The following is a 15,997-nucleotide window of genomic DNA, read 5'->3' on the forward strand; positions in this document are numbered from 1 at the left end:
GGCTATTTGCCTAAGTTTTTCTTAATATCGTTGTATGCGTTTGGAATATTAAAATTGTAATGCAGCCAATTAAAAAGAACATATCCTTTATCAAACTCCTTCATTGTTACCGAAGTTTTTACATGTTCCAGAGTTTCGCCTTTTTTTACTGCATCTTCCACATTTTTTTTCAAAGCATTTACATAATCAATGGTGTATTTAATTCCATTTTTATTGGTAATTCGCCCGTGACCCGGAACCACAACATCATTATCTCGAATCATGTCATAAATTTTTTGGAGATTGCGAACAGGCTCCAAAAAATAACCGTCAAACAACCACGGAATCGTTGGACTTTCAGCAATAAATGGATTTCCTGCCCATAAAACATTCTTATCCGAATCTTTTAGAAATACAAACAAATCGGCTGGAGATTGCGCTGTTCCAACATTTATGATTTCTACAATTTTTCCGCCGCCCATATCAATTTTCAAACTTTGATTTAACGCAATTGTAAGATCCGCAGGACGATACACACTTTCCTCTATCCCGCGGTCTTTTCCAAAAAGCATGATCATAAATTGTTTTATTCCGTCATAATTCTTAGCAAGGTTTTCTTTGCAGAATTCGTTTTGTATCAGAATAGTTTCTTTTGGAAGCAGATAATTTCCAAAACAGTGATCCCCGTGATCGCTTGTGTTTACTGCATAAACAATTGGTTTTGGAGTAACAGAACGAATCAGTTTGTATAATTGATCGTATAATCGTTTACTCAACATGGTTTCAATTAACAAAACGCCTTTGTCGCCCACAATAAATCCCGCAGAAGTAGCTTGCGGAATTCCTTTTGTGGTTTCAGTTTCGGTCGTTGATGGCGAAACGGCATAAACATTATCCGAGATTTTATGCAATTGTAAAGTCACTTTATTGGCATCCCAAATTGGAACTTCTGGTGGCATTGGGAATTGCGCATACGTATGCTGTACTAGAAACAGCATCATCAGTATCATTAATATATTTTTTATCTTTTTCATGATTGTTTTTTTATTGAAGAATAATTTTTTTAGAAGCAGAAACAAAAGGCATTTTTATAAACATGGTTCCTGCTCTCCGCTATATCTTTGCTTTTTTAAAGAAAAAAAGCAAAGGATGCCGCTTCGATCAGGGCTAAAGGGAGAGAAATCGCTTTTTTGCAATCATCTCAAATTAGAGCCTAAAAAAACCGTTTAAATCCGCGTCTTCGCGAAAGCGAATCCGTAAAATCTGCTTGTTATTGTTTCTGATAACCTCCAAAGTATTTCACAGGAGACCAATTTGGAATTACCGCAGGAATTTCTGGATTCAGAGCTTTATATTCCGCGGAAGCGTAAACAATTTTACCATTTACAATAGTCAAAACCGATTCGATTTTTCGAACATCATCTGCTTTTGCTGAAAAATAATCATCAGACAAAATTGCCATATCAGCATACATTCCTTTTACAAGTTTTCCTTTGTCTTTTTCTTCGCCAGAAAACCAAGCGCTTCCAGAAGTATACAATTGCAAAGCAGTGAATTTGTCCAAAACTTGATCTTTTGGCCAGAACTGCATTCCGCCAATCGTTTTCCCAGTCAAAAGCCAATGCAAAGCCATCCAAGGATTGAAAGTTGAAATTCGAGTTGCATCTGTTCCCATTCCGACAGGAATGCCTAATTCGAGCATTTTTTTAATTGGAGGCAATTGTGTTTTTGGCGCTCCATACAATTTGTTATACAATTCTCCTTGATAATACATTCTAAACTGTACTGCAATGCCACCGCCAAGTTTTTTGACACGCTGTAATTCTGACGGCGTAATGGTTTCGGCATGATCAAAAAACCAGCGTAATCCGTTAAACGGAATTTCTTTGTTTACTTTTTCAAAAACATTCAGCATTCTGTCAATCGATTCGCCATAAGTGGCATGCAAACGAAAAGGCCATCTATTTTTGACTAATAATCGAATGATAGGCTCCAAATCAGTTTCCATTTCATCAGATAAAACAATTCTCGGTTCTAGGAAATTTTCAAAATCAGCAGCCGAAGCAACGATGTTTTCTCCAGCGCCTTCTTCGACATAACCATTTGCCACAATCAGATTATCATTTTTATTGATTTGAGTTGTCGCAACCCATTTTTCATAATCCTCTAGTTCTTTGCCTTTTTGCTGGGCAAATAAATAATAAGAAATTCGAAGGCTAAGTTTATTTTGCTTCGCTAAGTCAAGAGATGTAACATAATCAGCAGGAAAATTTTGGCTTCCGCCAGCAGCATCAATTACACTTGTAAGTCCGAAACGGTTCAATTCGTGATTAAACTGTATCGAGCTGTTGATGCGTTCTTCAGGAGTCAGCTTTGTTGTTAATCCCATCGTCATGTAAATGGCTTTGGGCGTTTCTTTGGCATACATTAAACCCGTCAAATTTCCATTAGCATCTTGTTCTAAAAGACTTCCTTCATATTTTGTGTCTTTTGTATATTTTAAAACTTCAATTCCCTTTTTGTTCAGAAAAGCTTTTCCATACAAATACGTTATAAAAACTGGTTTATCAGGAACTGCAGCATTGATTTCGTCAATTGTAGGCTGTCTTTTTTCTTCAAATTGAAATTCGTTCCAGCCTCCAATAACTTTTATCCAAACACCGTCTGGAGTCCTTGCGGCTTGCTCTTTCAGCATTTCCATGGCACGTTTTAGTGTTTTTACGCCGTCCCAGCGGAGTTCGGAATTGTAATTCAAACCTTCACGAATAACATGCATGTGGCTGTCATTTAATCCCGGAATTACCGTTTTGCCTTTGGCATCAATTAATTTTGTTGTTGAAGATTTATAAGAAGCAAGAATGTTTTTATCGATTCCTGTGTCCAAAATGATTCCGTCTTTCATTGCAATGGCCTGAACAAATTCGTTTGGTTTGTGCATGGTTGCAATTTTTCCGTTGTAAATAATCAGATCAGCTTTTTGCTGGGCTTGAGATGACAAGCCCGCAGAAAGCAATAGAATTAATAATAATTTTTTCATGGCATTTATTATTTAGCCAAAAAGAAGGCAAGTAAATCTTTTTGCACCTGAGCCGTATTTTCTTGAACAAGCCAATGCCCAGAACCAGCAATTTTAGATTCGCTCACGTTTTCTGCAACCAATTTGGAATGATCTTTAAGAAAAGCTGCTGCGAAATATTCTCCACCCATTGCCAATAATGGCATTTTTAGTTTTTTCTTTGCGAAAATAACATTGTCTTTTCCGTCCTGATCAAATGCTCCAAACCATTTAAAAGCGTCCGTTGTTCCGCCTTCTGTAGCATAAGCTCTAATAAATTCTGCAGATTCTTCAGCAGTAAAAGGATCTTTTACGTGACCTACAACGGGCCAGAAATTTGTCAAGAATTCTTTTTCTTTTCCTTTTACAATGTCTCCAGAAGCAGGCCATCCGAAGAAACCAAACCACCACGCAGAAGCTTTTACAGAAGACCAAACTGGTTCGATTCCTGGTAAAAGTGCGTCCATTAAGGCAACTTTTTTTACGCTGTCGCCATATTGTGCTGCATACGCATAAGCAACCATAAGTCCGATGTCGTGTCCCGCCAGATTGATGCTTTTGTATCCAAGCTGATTCACTAATTCGTGAATATCAGACGCCATTGTTTTTTTGTCGTAACCGCTTTCTGGTTTATCAGATTCGCCAACACCTCTTAAATCGGGAGCAATTACAGTAAAATGTTTAGAAAGTTCTGGCAGCAAACGATTCCACATATACCAGTTTTGTCCAAAACCGTGAACTAAAACTAACGGATCACCTTGTCCGCCAATAACATAATGAATTTTAATTCCGTTTACTGTGGCGGTTGCATGTTTGAAATTTGCAGGCGGATTTGCCGGAGCGACTTGAGCTGTTTCAGTTGTTTCGGCAGGTTTTGCTTCTGCAGCAGGAGTTTCTTCTGCTTTTTTATTACAAGAAATTAAGGTTAGTAACAAAAGACCAAAGGAGATAAGCAGTGTCAATTTGCTTTTGAAGTTTAAAAAAGTGATGTTTAATAAATTCGTTTTCATGATTTTAAAATTTTAATTAGTTATTGAATAATTGGTTATTATGAATTTTGAACTGGAAGTTTTTCTATCCAGTTTTGGATATAAAGTGCGATTTCCTGCCATCCGGGCTGATTCAAAACAAAGTGATTTCTATCTGGAAAGACTTTAAAATCTGTAATTGAATCTTTGTCGATGTATTTTTTGTAATTAGAATAATTAAGCGATTCAGGAATGGTATGATCTGTTGATCCTGCAATTAGTAGTAACGGTTTATGAGGCGCGTGAAAATCCACTTTTGCAGCTGAAGTTATAGTGTCGCGAACTATGAGTTTAGATTCAGGAATAACCGATTCGCAATAGGCTCTTTCTTGCCATTCTTCGGGCATTCCGTTTGTAAAAGCGTACTGCCATTGCGGAAAACTCATTAAAAATGTTTTTTTGGCAGAAGTGAAAAAACCTAATGGTCCCCAACCAGCCTTTAAAAATGAAAATTTAAAAGTCATAATTCCTTGAGGAGGAACAGAATGTATGGCTATTGCTGCCGACGCCAAATTACGCTGTAGAAGTATTTGGGCCGTTAATCCGCCTATAGAGTGACCTATAATGATGGGTTTCTGAGAAAGACTTTTAGCGATATTTTCAAAATGTTCTATTAGATCAGTAAGCCTTAAGCTAGCAATTTGTGGATCAGGATGACGGTCTCTAAGAACAGTCGCAGGCGCATCTTTATAAGGCCATGCGGGTGCCAGTGTTTTAAAACCTTTATTTTCAAAGAAGATTTTCCAGTCCTCCCAGCATTTATTGCTGACAAACGCGCCAGTAATAAAAAGGATTGTAGTAGGATTTTCCGTTAGCATAATACATTGTTTTAATGTTATGCCAAACTATAGACTAAAATCAAGCCTATTTATTTAATGTATTGATTTTTAAGTATTTATGTGTTTTTGAGTTGGGTGTGCCAAACTATATTTCGTCGTAAAACGAAAAAAAGACAACTAAATATCGTCTTTCTTTAATTATGAGTTATGAATTATGAGTTATGAAATGTGAATTGTAAGTTTTGGATTTTTGATTTTGCGAATTTTATTAAAAACTTCAATTCAATTTCTAGATTATAAATAAATAATTCATAACTCATAATTAAAAATGGCTTCTTTTTATGCCCAGTTTCTGCATTCTTGAGGCTAATGTAGTAGGAGGAAGGCCTAATATTTCTGATGCTCCTCCAGCACCTCTGATTCTTCCATTGCATTTTTCGAGAACATTAATAATGTGTTCTCTTTCGTTTTCCTGAATCGTTTTAAAGAACCATTCATTGGACTTGAGGTTTATCTTGGTTTCATCAATGGCAGGAAGCGGAATATGCTCGATCGTATCTGTTTTTGCCAAAAGGATGCTTCGTTCTATAAGATTTTCGAGTTCGCGGATATTTCCAGGCCATTGATATGATAAAAGACTTTTTAGAGCAGTTTCTGATATTTCGGTTACATTTTTTCCTGTTTTAGCACTATATAATGCAATAAAATGGCGTGCCAGCAGTCCGATATCTTCTTTGCGTTCTCTCAACGGTGGCAATTGAATTGGAAATACATTTAATCTATAATACAAATCAAGTCTGAAACGCCCGTCTGCCACTTCTTTTTCGAGATTGCAATTTGTTGCCGCTATAATTCTTACGTTTACTTTTACCGGAATATTTCCGCCAACACGTTCAATTTCTTTTTCCTGTATGGCACGAAGCAGTTTTGCCTGCATTTCAAGAGGCATATCTCCAATTTCATCCAGAAATAAAGTTCCGTTGTTGGCTTGTTCAAACTTGCCAATTCTTTTTTCTGTAGCACCTGTGAATGAGCCTTTTTCATGGCCAAACAATTCTGATTCTATGAGGCTCGGATGCAGAGCAGAACAGTTTATTTTTACAAAAGCTTCATTTTTTCTGCCTGATAATTGATGGACACTATTGGCAATGCTTTCTTTTCCCGTACCGCTTTCGCCTGTAATTAAAACCGTTGTATCGGCTGGGGCAACTTGTATAATGTGGTCAAATAATTTGAGCAATATCGGACTTTTACCTACAATTGACTCAAAGCCTGATACATTTACATTTTTTCGGTTTTCATGGCTCTTAGAAATACCTTTTTGGTCTAATTTTCTATCCTCGCTTATTAAATTTTCAATGGCATATATTAAAGGATCTTGAAGCCTTTCACATAAGTTTAAAACATTTTTATTATAATTATTAGGCTGCCTGCTGAAAAAGGACAAGTAAAGACCTCCATTTTCAAGAAGTTTAAAAGGAATTGGCAGCATAAGATTGGATTTCATATTCATGGAAGTGGCAATCATTTTTTTGATTGGAGTTTTTTCGCATATTTTTACAAAATCCAAATCATTGTAGAAAGTTGCGATAGTTTCTACTTTGCTTTTGTTTCTTAATTCGTTGATTTCGAATTCTTTTAAAGCTGTTATATTCTGTAGCTCTTCAATGCCTATTTTTTGATATTCATGCAGACCTGTTCTGGCATAGCCTAAAACTTTATTAGATAATTTATTGTCCACATAAAAAACGGCCATTACAAGATCAAAAGAAATTAGGGCTTGCAGAGAGGTTATGATATTCAAAACTCTGTCATCCCAAGTGCCTTTTTTGCCTGCTATACTTTTTAATTGCTGCTGAAATAAAAGTTCTTTTCTGATAGAAGATTCGATTCCGTGTTGCTGATGATATTCCGCTATTTCAATGGTTATCAATAAATCTCTTTCGCGAAAAGGTTTTACCAAAAAACCATACGGATGTGTTAGTTTCGCTTTATTAAGAACTTCTTCGTTTGAATTTGCAGACAGATAAATAAAAGGAATGTTATCCTCTTTTAATTTTTCTGCAAGATCAATTCCTGTTTCTTTTCCAGAAAGAAAAATATCCAGCAGAACTAATTCTGGTTTTTCTTGCGAGATATAGTATTTGGCATCTGGTACCGAACGTGCGATTCCTATAATAGAATGTCCGGCTTTTTTGAGCATTAATCGCAAGTGATTTGCTTCTACAAACTGATCTTCAACAATTAGGATTTTGAGTGGTTTTGCCATTTTTTTTCAATTAAATTTATGGAGACTATTTTCCTCGAAAGTAAATACCAAAGTAATCTTTGTACCATTTGAATTAATTATTAAAAACTTTCCTTCTATATCAGCAGATAGTCCGTACATTAATTTTATGCCTAATGAAGGATTGTTATAGGGATCAAAATCGTCTGGAATACCAATGCCATTGTCATGGATAATTAAGGTATAATTATTTGCATTATCTTTTTTTAGTGAAATAGAAATAGTTCCCTTTTCATTATTAGGGAATGCATATTTTATAGCGTTTGTAACCGCTTCGTTGAGTATTAATCCAATTGGAATGGAATGCGATAGAGGCAGGCTAAAGCCATTTATTTCAAGGATAAAACGAATACGGTTTCGAATTTGAAACGAATCTTTCAAATACTCAGTTAGTTCAAATATGTACGCAGGCATATTAATCATCGATAAATTTTCTGATTGATACAATCTATGATGAATTAAAGACATCGTATGAATTCGGTTCTGGCTGTCATTAATAGCTTGAACTGCTTCTTCATTTTTTAAAAACTCAGACTGGCTTGCCAAAAGTCCCACAACCATATGAAGATTATTTTTTACCCGATGGTGAATTTCTTTCAATAGCCATTCTTTTTCTATTAGAAGGTTTTGCAGTTTGACGTTCTGTTTGTTGATTTCATTCTGCTGGGTTTCCAGTATCTTATTTGTTCTCTTTTTGAACATAAAACTTTTGTACAAAAGACCAAGAATTATGAGTAAGAGAATCACAAAAGTTATCATTGAATTGCGCAAAAACACTTCGCTGTTCAGTTTGCTTTGCTGTAAAAGAGTTTTGTTTTTCAGCTTTAGAATATCCCTATTTCTTTTATCAGCCTCATAAATTATATTGAGCCTTGTAGAAATAGGATAAATAGCTTCTTCTTTTAGATGTGCAGCTTTATAGTAAAATACGGCTCTTTTGAGATAATGGAGAGAGCTGTTAAAATTGGAGGACGAAAAATACAATTCGCTAATTTCTCTATAACAGTCGCCAATTCTTTTATTGTTGCCCGTTTTTTCAAATATAGATGCCGCTTTAAAAATAGGATCAAGCCTCTCTTTTATGGGGGCATTGGTACGCATTTTTGCTGACCATACCATAACCCAAGATTCAGCCAAGTCATTAAGCTGATTGGTTTTGGCTAACATTGCTATTGCTTTTCTAGCAGTAATTTCTATCATAGAATTGTTGTTTCTCAATTCATGTATCATCGAAAGCTGCAAATAGCATTTTCCAGCATATATATTAGAATGAATAGCCTGGCTTATTCTAAGAGCATCCTCTGCATATTGAAAAGCTTTTTCTAGTGTTTTTGGATTATTATAAGATGCTTCATACCAGTCGCTTACTTTTAATAAAATTTCGATTTTATTAATATCTTCTGGTAATGTATGGAGTAGACCTTCTGCTTTTTTTACCTGCAGTTCATTATACTTTGTATTCTGACTGCTATTAGATACTTTGGCAGATAGCGTTTTTTCGGCGGTTTCAACTTGTTTTTTGTTTCTATGAGAAGCCCAAGCATTTTGTTCTCCAATTGTAAATGCAACAAGGAGAAGCAAAAATGCTTTAAAATGGTTAAGAAACATCTTTTGTTTAGTTAAATTGGTTTTGGCTATACGAAGGTATTGATAATTATGTCTGTAAGATTAAAAAATTATAAAATTGATTGCCAACGAAATATCGTCGGAAAATAATTTTAGGTTTAGTTATTGCATCAATTAGTATCTTTATTTTTCAATTTGCCATTAATCCGTTTCTTGTATAAAATTATTCAAGCTTATGTTAAAAGGTAGTTTAAAACTGACTCATTTTGTTCTGATAATGAGTGTGCTGAATTTTATATTCTTTCATTTGCCTTTTTTCACTTTCGTCTTTGAAAATGTTGATTGCAAAAGTTTCAACGGATTAATTTTAGTAATCAGTCTAATCGTTTTAATGCTGGTGGCAAACGCGTTTGCTTTCTATCTGATTTGCTTTCTATCTCGTTTTTTTGGAAAGCTTTTCTTGGTGCTGTTTTTTTTGATTAATTCTATAGCGGTTTATTTTATTAATACATACAACGTTATAATAGACGAAAGTATGATTGGGAATGTTTTAAATACCAATTACGAAGAATCTAGCAGTTTCTTTTCTTTCAAATTGATATTATATGTGATTCTATTTGGAATATTGCCTGGCATTTATATTATTAAAGTTAAAATAATAAAAGAGCCGGTTAAGAAATTCCTAATTCAGTTTTCAGTCAGCTTATTGTTTATTATTATTTTAGTGTTTGTCAATGCGGCCAACTGGCTTTGGATCGATAAAAATTCTAAGCGTTTGGGCGGTCTTGCAATGCCTTGGTCATATACTGTAAATACGTCGCTTTTTTACATTCATCAATACAAAAAAAATGAAAAAGAAATTTTACTTCCAAATGCAGTAATTAAAGACAACGTAAAATCTGTTGTTGTTTTAGTAATTGGAGAATCGGCGAGAAGCCAAAACTTTTCTTTGTATGGTTACCCTAAAAATACGAATCCGCTGCTTTCTAAAACAAAGAATGTATTTCATTTTAATGCTACTTCTTGCGCCACTTATACCACCGCGGGCGTAAAGTGTATTTTAGAACATACCAATTCAGATGATCTCTATGAAATTTTGCCCAACTATCTATACCGAAATAATGTTGAAGTTATTTGGAAAACAACCAATTGGGGTGAACCTCCTGTACATATTAAAGAGTATCAAAACCGAGATTTTTTGAGGAAGAATTGTAAAGGTGAGCAATGTAATTATGATGAAGTGCTTCTAACAGGATTGAAAGAACAGATTTTGGCCAGTACAAAAAATAAAATCCTAATTGTACTTCACACCAGTACAAGCCACGGACCAACATACAGCAAAAAATATCCGCTCGATTTTGAGACTTTTAAACCTGTTTGCAATAGTGTTGAATTAGGAAAATGTTCACAGCAGGAACTTTTAAATGCCTATGATAATACGATCGTCTATACCGATTATATTTTGTCTCAAATAATTCAAGATTTACAGCAGTTGAAAGATTATAAAAGCACTATGATTTTTGTTTCGGATCATGGAGAATCTTTAGGAGAAAAAAATCTGTATATGCATGGAGTTCCAATAAGTTTTGCGCCTAAAGAACAGTATCAAATTCCTTTTATAGTCTGGGTTTCTGACAATTCTAAACAGCTTAAAGAAAATGAAATGTTGTCTCAAAATCATGTATTTCATAGTGTTTTAAACTTTTTAAATATACAAAGCCCTATTTATAATGAAGGAATGAATATTTATAAATAAAGATTTCTAAAAATTTATCTGAAGAAATTATTCGAAAACTTCATTTTAAGCTCATAAACACAGACTTCTAGAAAACTTTTAAAAAAGAAACACCAAATTAGGGTTTTAGCATAAAGCAGTCTTTGTACGATTCCTTTTTTAACTTATCTTCGCTTTTTATAGATTTCCAAAAACAATTAACTCCTTTAAAATATAATTTGTGAAAAATAATCATGATGTCGCAGAAGACAATCAGCTAAAACGTGGACTAACTAATCGCCACATTCAATTAATTGCCCTTGGCGGATCAATAGGAACGGGACTTTTCCTCGGAATTGGCCCAGCGGCTGTACTGGCGGGACCATCTGTAATTTTAGGATATGCCATTGCCGGAATTATCGCTTTTTTTATTATGAGACAGCTTGGCGAAATGGTGGTTGAAGAACCAGTTTCAGGAAGTTTTAGCTACTTTGCCTACAAATATTGCGGTTCTTTTGCTGGTTTCGCTTCTGGTTGGAATTATTGGATTTTATATATTCTGGTTAGCATGGCTGAGCTTACTGCTATTGGTGTTTATGTGCAGTTTTGGTGGCCTGAGATTCCGCTTTGGGCGTCCAGTTTATTTTTCTTTCTGGTTATTAATGCTTTGAATTTTGCTTCGGTAAAAGTTTACGGAGAAACTGAATTTTGGTTTTCTATCATAAAAGTTGTTGCCATTATTGCCATGATCCTTTTCGGAACTTATTTGTTAGTAAGCGGAACAGGAGGAGAGCATGCTACGATTCATAATCTATATAACGATGGAGGCTTTTTCCCGAAAGGGTTTTTCGAAAAAACTGCAAATGGAAGCTATCAAGGTTTATTATCTGCAATGGCGTTAATTATGTTTTCTTTTGGAGGCTTAGAACTAATCGGAATTACAGCTGCTGAGGCAGAAAATCCAGAAAAAAACATCCCAAAAGCAACCAATCAGGTTATTTATAGAATCTTAATATTCTATGTTGGTGCATTGGTTATTTTGTTTGCTTTGTCGCCTTGGAGACAAATTACGACAGATAGCAGTCCGTTTGTAATGGTTTTTCAGAATCTAAACGGAATGGAATTTGAATTGTTTGGCAACAAAATATACTTTACGCGTCTTATTGCCAATGTGCTGAATTTAATTGTACTAACTGCAGCTTTATCAGTGTATAACAGCAGTGTATACAGTAACTCACGAATGTTGTTTGGTTTGGCAGACCAAGGCAGTGCTCCTAAATTTTTAAAGAAACTGAACAAACAATCGGTGCCAGTTAATGCGATTTTAATTTCGTCATGTTTTGCCGCCATTTGTATTTTAATCAATAAAATAATTCCAGAAGAAGCATTTAGTATTTTAATGTCTTTAGTGGTGTCATGCTTGGTTATTAACTGGGTTATGATTTCGTATACGCATCTGCAATTTAGACGTACAAAAGACAATGAAAACATAAAAACCAAGTTTGCTTCTATATTTTATCCAATAAGCAATTACATCTGTTTTGTGTTTTTATTGGGTATTTTATTCATTATGTGGATGACAGGAATGAAGTTGTCTGTAGAATTAATTCCTATTTGGCTAGGTATCCTTTTTGCATTCTATAAAGTTTTTAAAGTAAAAAAATAAATAGTTTTTAAAATCCCATTTGTAATGAAATGGGATTTTAATTTTTATGAAGTCTATATTTGTCATACTAAAATGAAATGGAAATTGATAAGAAATAATGTTCATAATATGATATAATGAAGTAATCAAAATATATGCTTGTTTAAGTAGATTTGTCATAAGCACAAAATAATTAAAATCATTTTGTGTTAGAATATAGTAATATTGAAGTAGTTTGAAATTTTATCGAAAATTAAATAATTCAATCAATGGAAAATTATAATAAAGACGTTACGGCTTACATTGCAAAAATGGCTGACTTTGCAAAACCTATTTTAAACCATTTACGAGAAATAGTTTTTAACGCTTGTCCCGAAGTAGAAGAAAACATTAAATGGGGAACACCACATTATTCTTATAAAGGAGATCATTTAGTTATGATGGGCGGTTTTAAACAGCATTGTTCTTTTAGTTTATATAAAGCTGAATTAATGAAAGATAAGGAGATTCAAGCAAGTGTAAAAGCGGGTAAAAAATTTGGCTATTTAGACAAGATTAAGGATTTTTCTGAGTTGCCAAGCAAAGATAAATTGACTGCATATATTAAAGAAGCAATGGTTTTAAATGAAAATGGAACCGCAAAACCCAAACCAGTAAAAGAAAAATCGACTGCAGAAGTCGTGGCGCCTCAAGAATTTATGGATGCATTAAAAAAGGATAGTAAAGCAATCGAAATTTTTGAAAGCAAATCGCCGTCATTCCGTAAAAATTATATTATTTGGGTTGCCGATGCAAAGACAGATGAAACTAGAAATAAAAGAATTGCACAATCTCTAGAATGGATTGCAGAAGGAAAAGATAGATTTTGGCAATCCAAGAAATAACCGCGACTATCAATCGTCTATAATTAAGAAGTAAAAAACTTCTAAATATTCTCATGAGCAATACTTTTTCTGATAATAGCCAGATTGGAGTAGTATCTACTTTTTCTGAACTTGTGCATACCAATTTCAAAGGAGAAATGAATGCGCTTTGCTGGCACAGAAATTTGGAAGGCGATTTTAAAGAGATTGTTTCCAAGTTATCTTTAAAAGAAAACATAACAGAAGTTTCTCGAGAAGATTTAAAAACACTCCAACTCTCAGAAAAAGGAAATATAGCGAGAGAAATAATTTTAAATGATTTGGAATTATTAGCCGATTTTGGAGCTTCGCCATCTCTCAATTTACTAAAGTGTTACGAACGTGACGATGAATTTGATTTCATTTCTACAGATGTTTATTCGTTTCATGTAGATCGTTCGCCAATTGCAACAGACACTTTTTTATGCACATATCACGGAGCTGCAAGTGATATTGTGGCTAATTCGCAAGCAGAACAAAAAATCTTAATTCCAGAAATTAGAGCAAAACTCAAAGAACTGCACAATGGAGCAGAAGAAGAGTTTGAAGATTTTTTGAAAGAAAACTATTTTGATTTGCATTATCAGATTCGTGCAAATGCCAAACCAATTAATTTAGGTTTAGGGCATCTTTGGCGATTGGCTGTAGATCACCCAAAGCAAGAAGTACTGCCTTGTGTGCATAGAGCGCCAATAGAAAATGAAGGAGAATACAGGTTGCTGCTGATTTGTTGATGAAAAATATTTATTTATATTTGAGTTATGAACAAACAGACTCCTTTTACGGTATGTGGAGAATCATTGACGGCTCCAATGCACATTTGTGGTTTTTTCGATTCGAGAGAACAGCAATATGAAGTAATCATTCCTTATATTTTGGAAGGTTTAGAAACCAATGATAAAGTCATAAATATCCTTGAAGGAAACCGCCATAGTGAACATTGCCGTTGTCTGGCTCAGAACGGAATATCTATTGCCGAAAAATTATCAACCGGACAATTGGAAGTACTGGCTTCTGAAAATACCTATATCAAGGATGGCGAATTTGCAGCAGATAAAATGTATAAAATGCTCGAACAAACTTTACTTTCGGCTTCGAGAGCTGGATATGATAGTGTAAGGGCGTGCGGAGATATGGTTTGGGCTCTCAAAAACCTGCCAGGAACTGATGAACTTTTAGAGTATGAAGCCAAACTGAACCTACTCACTCCACAACATTCAGTTTCATTAATTTGTATGTACGACATTAGTAGTTTCAGCCCAAAAGCACTTGCAGATATATTGATTACCCATCCTTATGTAATCAAGGACGGAAAAATTAGCAAAAACCCGCATTATGTAGAACCTTTAGAATTACTTTCTAGTCTTTCTTCCCGATCAGGAGTGCTTAAATCTTAAGCGATTTTCTTTTTCTTATTAGCCTAATTTCAAAAAACAGTATCATTATCTATGATGGCAGTTTAAACTAGAACAATACAAAAAGACTACAAAAATATTCTTAAATATAACAAAAGTGATTATTTTTGTTGTATTTATACAAACAAACTGATTCCCAGTGTTGTAATAGTTTAATTGTTAAAGAAAAAACGGAATTCAGCGCTGATAAAAAAACGTTAAAAACATTCTTAATTTTAAAGTGGCACAATTCCTGCCTGCAAAAAAATCATTGAATAATCTGAGCGCTTAATCGGTGTTCTAAAAAATTAAAATAAATGAAAAGATTTAAATGTATGTATGTTTTTGTAGTAGTGTTATTATCAACATTTACATATGGTCAGGAAAGTTTAAAAATGTTTGTAAAAGATAGTAAAGTGCCATGTTCGGGTGTTGCACCTATGGAATGTCTACAGGTAAAGTATGATAATGACAAAGAATGGCAGTTATTTTATGATCATATTGAAGGTTTTAATTTTGAAAAAGGAAATCGATATGAGCTACTGGTAACGAGAACCAAAAGACCAGAACCAATTCCAGCTGATGCTTCTGCATACGAGTACAAATTGAAAAGCATAATTTCTAAAACTCCTGTAACTAAGGAAAAAGGAATTTATGATACCAAAATGATTTTAACCCAGTTAAACGGAAAAAAGGTAAATAACGGAAAAGCATTTATCACAATTAACGATGAAGCTGGTACAATAAGCGGTAAAAACGGATGTAATAATTTCAACGTAAAATACACGAAGCTTTCTTCAAAAAATCAAATCAAGACCAATTCTCCTATGGGAACTTTAATGGCTTGTGACGATGAAAGCATGAAATTAGAAAAAGAATTTAGCGCTGCGATAACCAATAAAAAGTTCAAAATTATAAAGAAAAACAATACAGTGCAGTTTAAAAATACTAAGAACAAAGTGGTTATGGAATTCTCTATTCCAACTCAAGACCAACTTTGGAGTTTTATCGGAAAAAACAATTGGAAACTAATCGCACTAGAAAATGTTGGACAAGATTACGGAAAAGCTTCTATTAAGTTTAATGTAGCAGAAAAGAAAGTAAGCGGAAACACGGGATGCAACAACTTCGCTGGAACTTATGAAACTAGCGGAGATCATATTTCTTTTGATAAAGTAGCAGCTACTTTAATGGCGTGTATTGGTGAAGAAGGAAATAAAACAGAGCAAAAAATGCTATTTTATTTAAGCAATAAAGACCTGCGTTTTGACGTAGCAGACCAAACGCTTAATTTTTATCTAAACGATAAATTGGTCATGATGTTTGGCATTACAAAATAAACTTGTTCTATGAATCATCTTAAAATAAATGATGATTTATATAAAATGATTAAAAAACCAGTGAAGTTGATTTCACTGGTTTTTTTATAGATTAATTATTTTCGCAATTCATGAAAGTTCAACTGAAAAGCTGCGCAAATGTCTCCGACTTTGCGCAATTTTTTTATCTTCTTTTAAATAAAAAACTTCTCAAAAGCCTCTGACTTTTACACAAACCGTCTTAGGTATTTTAAATGAGACGAAGCCTTGCATAAACATTTTTTTTGACGATTAATTATTTCTAATTTAGTGTATTAATATATGATAGA

The 15,997-nt window shown here is 34.0% G+C and carries 12 protein-coding genes; 6 read left to right on the forward strand and 6 right to left on the reverse strand.

Features of this window, described 5'->3' with window-relative positions:
• Nucleotides 1-2: 2 nt before the first annotated feature.
• The 6 genes from NU08_RS12720 to NU08_RS12745 form a co-directional block, all read right to left on the reverse strand.
• Nucleotides 3-1,013 (reverse strand): MBL fold metallo-hydrolase, encoded by a 1,011-nt coding sequence (locus NU08_RS12720; protein WP_129747525.1) that lies wholly within the window; start codon nucleotides 1,011-1,013, stop codon nucleotides 3-5.
• 236 nt (nucleotides 1,014-1,249) lie between these two features.
• Nucleotides 1,250-3,016, reverse strand: a complete 1,767-nt coding sequence (locus tag NU08_RS12725; protein WP_129747527.1) for an amidohydrolase — start codon at nucleotides 3,014-3,016, stop codon at nucleotides 1,250-1,252.
• 8 nt (nucleotides 3,017-3,024) lie between these two features.
• Nucleotides 3,025-4,044: an alpha/beta fold hydrolase gene (locus tag NU08_RS12730; RefSeq protein WP_129747529.1), complete on the reverse strand. Its 1,020-nt coding sequence runs from the start codon at nucleotides 4,042-4,044 to the stop codon at nucleotides 3,025-3,027.
• A 38-nt stretch (nucleotides 4,045-4,082) separates the two neighbouring features.
• Nucleotides 4,083-4,880: an alpha/beta hydrolase gene (locus NU08_RS12735; protein ID WP_129747531.1), complete on the reverse strand. Its 798-nt coding sequence runs from the start codon at nucleotides 4,878-4,880 to the stop codon at nucleotides 4,083-4,085.
• Between the two features lie 283 nt (nucleotides 4,881-5,163).
• The gene (locus tag NU08_RS12740; protein ID WP_129747533.1) at nucleotides 5,164-7,110 is read right to left on the reverse strand and encodes a sigma 54-interacting response regulator; all 1,947 of its coding nucleotides are present in this window, start codon (nucleotides 7,108-7,110) and stop codon (nucleotides 5,164-5,166) included.
• A gap of 6 nt (nucleotides 7,111-7,116) precedes the next feature.
• On the reverse strand, nucleotides 7,117-8,736 hold the full coding sequence (locus NU08_RS12745) for a sensor histidine kinase (RefSeq protein WP_129747535.1): 1,620 nt from the start codon (nucleotides 8,734-8,736) through the stop codon (nucleotides 7,117-7,119).
• Nucleotides 8,737-8,911: 175 nt separating this feature from the next.
• Here NU08_RS12745 and eptA point away from each other — a divergent pair, with 175 nt between their 5' ends.
• The 6 genes from eptA to NU08_RS12775 all read left to right on the forward strand — a co-directional run bounded on the left by eptA (nucleotide 8,912) and on the right by NU08_RS12775 (nucleotide 15,689).
• A complete protein-coding gene (gene eptA / locus NU08_RS12750) occupies nucleotides 8,912-10,450 on the forward strand; it encodes a phosphoethanolamine--lipid A transferase EptA (RefSeq protein ID WP_262708815.1) in 1,539 nt (512 codons plus the stop codon).
• Between the two features lie 199 nt (nucleotides 10,451-10,649).
• Nucleotides 10,650-12,074 (forward strand): amino acid permease, encoded by a 1,425-nt coding sequence (locus tag NU08_RS12755; RefSeq protein WP_129747539.1) that lies wholly within the window; start codon nucleotides 10,650-10,652, stop codon nucleotides 12,072-12,074.
• 248 nt (nucleotides 12,075-12,322) lie between these two features.
• Nucleotides 12,323-12,937: a YdeI/OmpD-associated family protein gene (locus NU08_RS12760; RefSeq protein WP_129747541.1), complete on the forward strand. Its 615-nt coding sequence runs from the start codon at nucleotides 12,323-12,325 to the stop codon at nucleotides 12,935-12,937.
• A 53-nt stretch (nucleotides 12,938-12,990) separates the two neighbouring features.
• Nucleotides 12,991-13,689 carry a DUF1826 domain-containing protein gene (locus NU08_RS12765; RefSeq protein ID WP_129747543.1) on the forward strand — a complete coding sequence of 233 codons (699 nt, stop codon included), beginning with the start codon at nucleotides 12,991-12,993 and terminating at the stop codon, nucleotides 13,687-13,689.
• A 27-nt stretch (nucleotides 13,690-13,716) separates the two neighbouring features.
• Nucleotides 13,717-14,352 carry an MEDS domain-containing protein gene (locus NU08_RS12770; protein ID WP_129747544.1) on the forward strand — a complete coding sequence of 212 codons (636 nt, stop codon included), beginning with the start codon at nucleotides 13,717-13,719 and terminating at the stop codon, nucleotides 14,350-14,352.
• 314 nt (nucleotides 14,353-14,666) lie between these two features.
• Nucleotides 14,667-15,689: an META domain-containing protein gene (locus NU08_RS12775; protein ID WP_129747546.1), complete on the forward strand. Its 1,023-nt coding sequence runs from the start codon at nucleotides 14,667-14,669 to the stop codon at nucleotides 15,687-15,689.
• Nucleotides 15,690-15,997: the final 308 nt, after the last annotated feature.

The sequence above is a fragment of the Flavobacterium anhuiense genome, assembly GCF_004151235.1.
In the GTDB taxonomy this organism is placed as follows: Bacteria; Bacteroidota; Bacteroidia; order Flavobacteriales; family Flavobacteriaceae; genus Flavobacterium; species Flavobacterium anhuiense_A.

Coding starts and splice junctions, on each gene's coding strand:
- NU08_RS12720 (WP_129747525.1), bottom strand. CDS start 1,013: ATGAAAAAGATAAAAAATATATTAATGATACTGATGATGCTGTTTCTA.
- NU08_RS12725 (WP_129747527.1), bottom strand. CDS start 3,016: ATGAAAAAATTATTATTAATTCTATTGCTTTCTGCGGGCTTGTCATCT.
- NU08_RS12730 (WP_129747529.1), bottom strand. CDS start 4,044: ATGAAAACGAATTTATTAAACATCACTTTTTTAAACTTCAAAAGCAAA.
- NU08_RS12735 (WP_129747531.1), bottom strand. CDS start 4,880: ATGCTAACGGAAAATCCTACTACAATCCTTTTTATTACTGGCGCGTTT.
- NU08_RS12740 (WP_129747533.1), bottom strand. CDS start 7,110: ATGGCAAAACCACTCAAAATCCTAATTGTTGAAGATCAGTTTGTAGAA.
- NU08_RS12745 (WP_129747535.1), bottom strand. CDS start 8,736: ATGTTTCTTAACCATTTTAAAGCATTTTTGCTTCTCCTTGTTGCATTT.
- NU08_RS12760 (WP_129747541.1), top strand. CDS start 12,323: ATGGAAAATTATAATAAAGACGTTACGGCTTACATTGCAAAAATGGCT.
- NU08_RS12765 (WP_129747543.1), top strand. CDS start 12,991: ATGAGCAATACTTTTTCTGATAATAGCCAGATTGGAGTAGTATCTACT.
- NU08_RS12770 (WP_129747544.1), top strand. CDS start 13,717: ATGAACAAACAGACTCCTTTTACGGTATGTGGAGAATCATTGACGGCT.
- NU08_RS12775 (WP_129747546.1), top strand. CDS start 14,667: ATGAAAAGATTTAAATGTATGTATGTTTTTGTAGTAGTGTTATTATCA.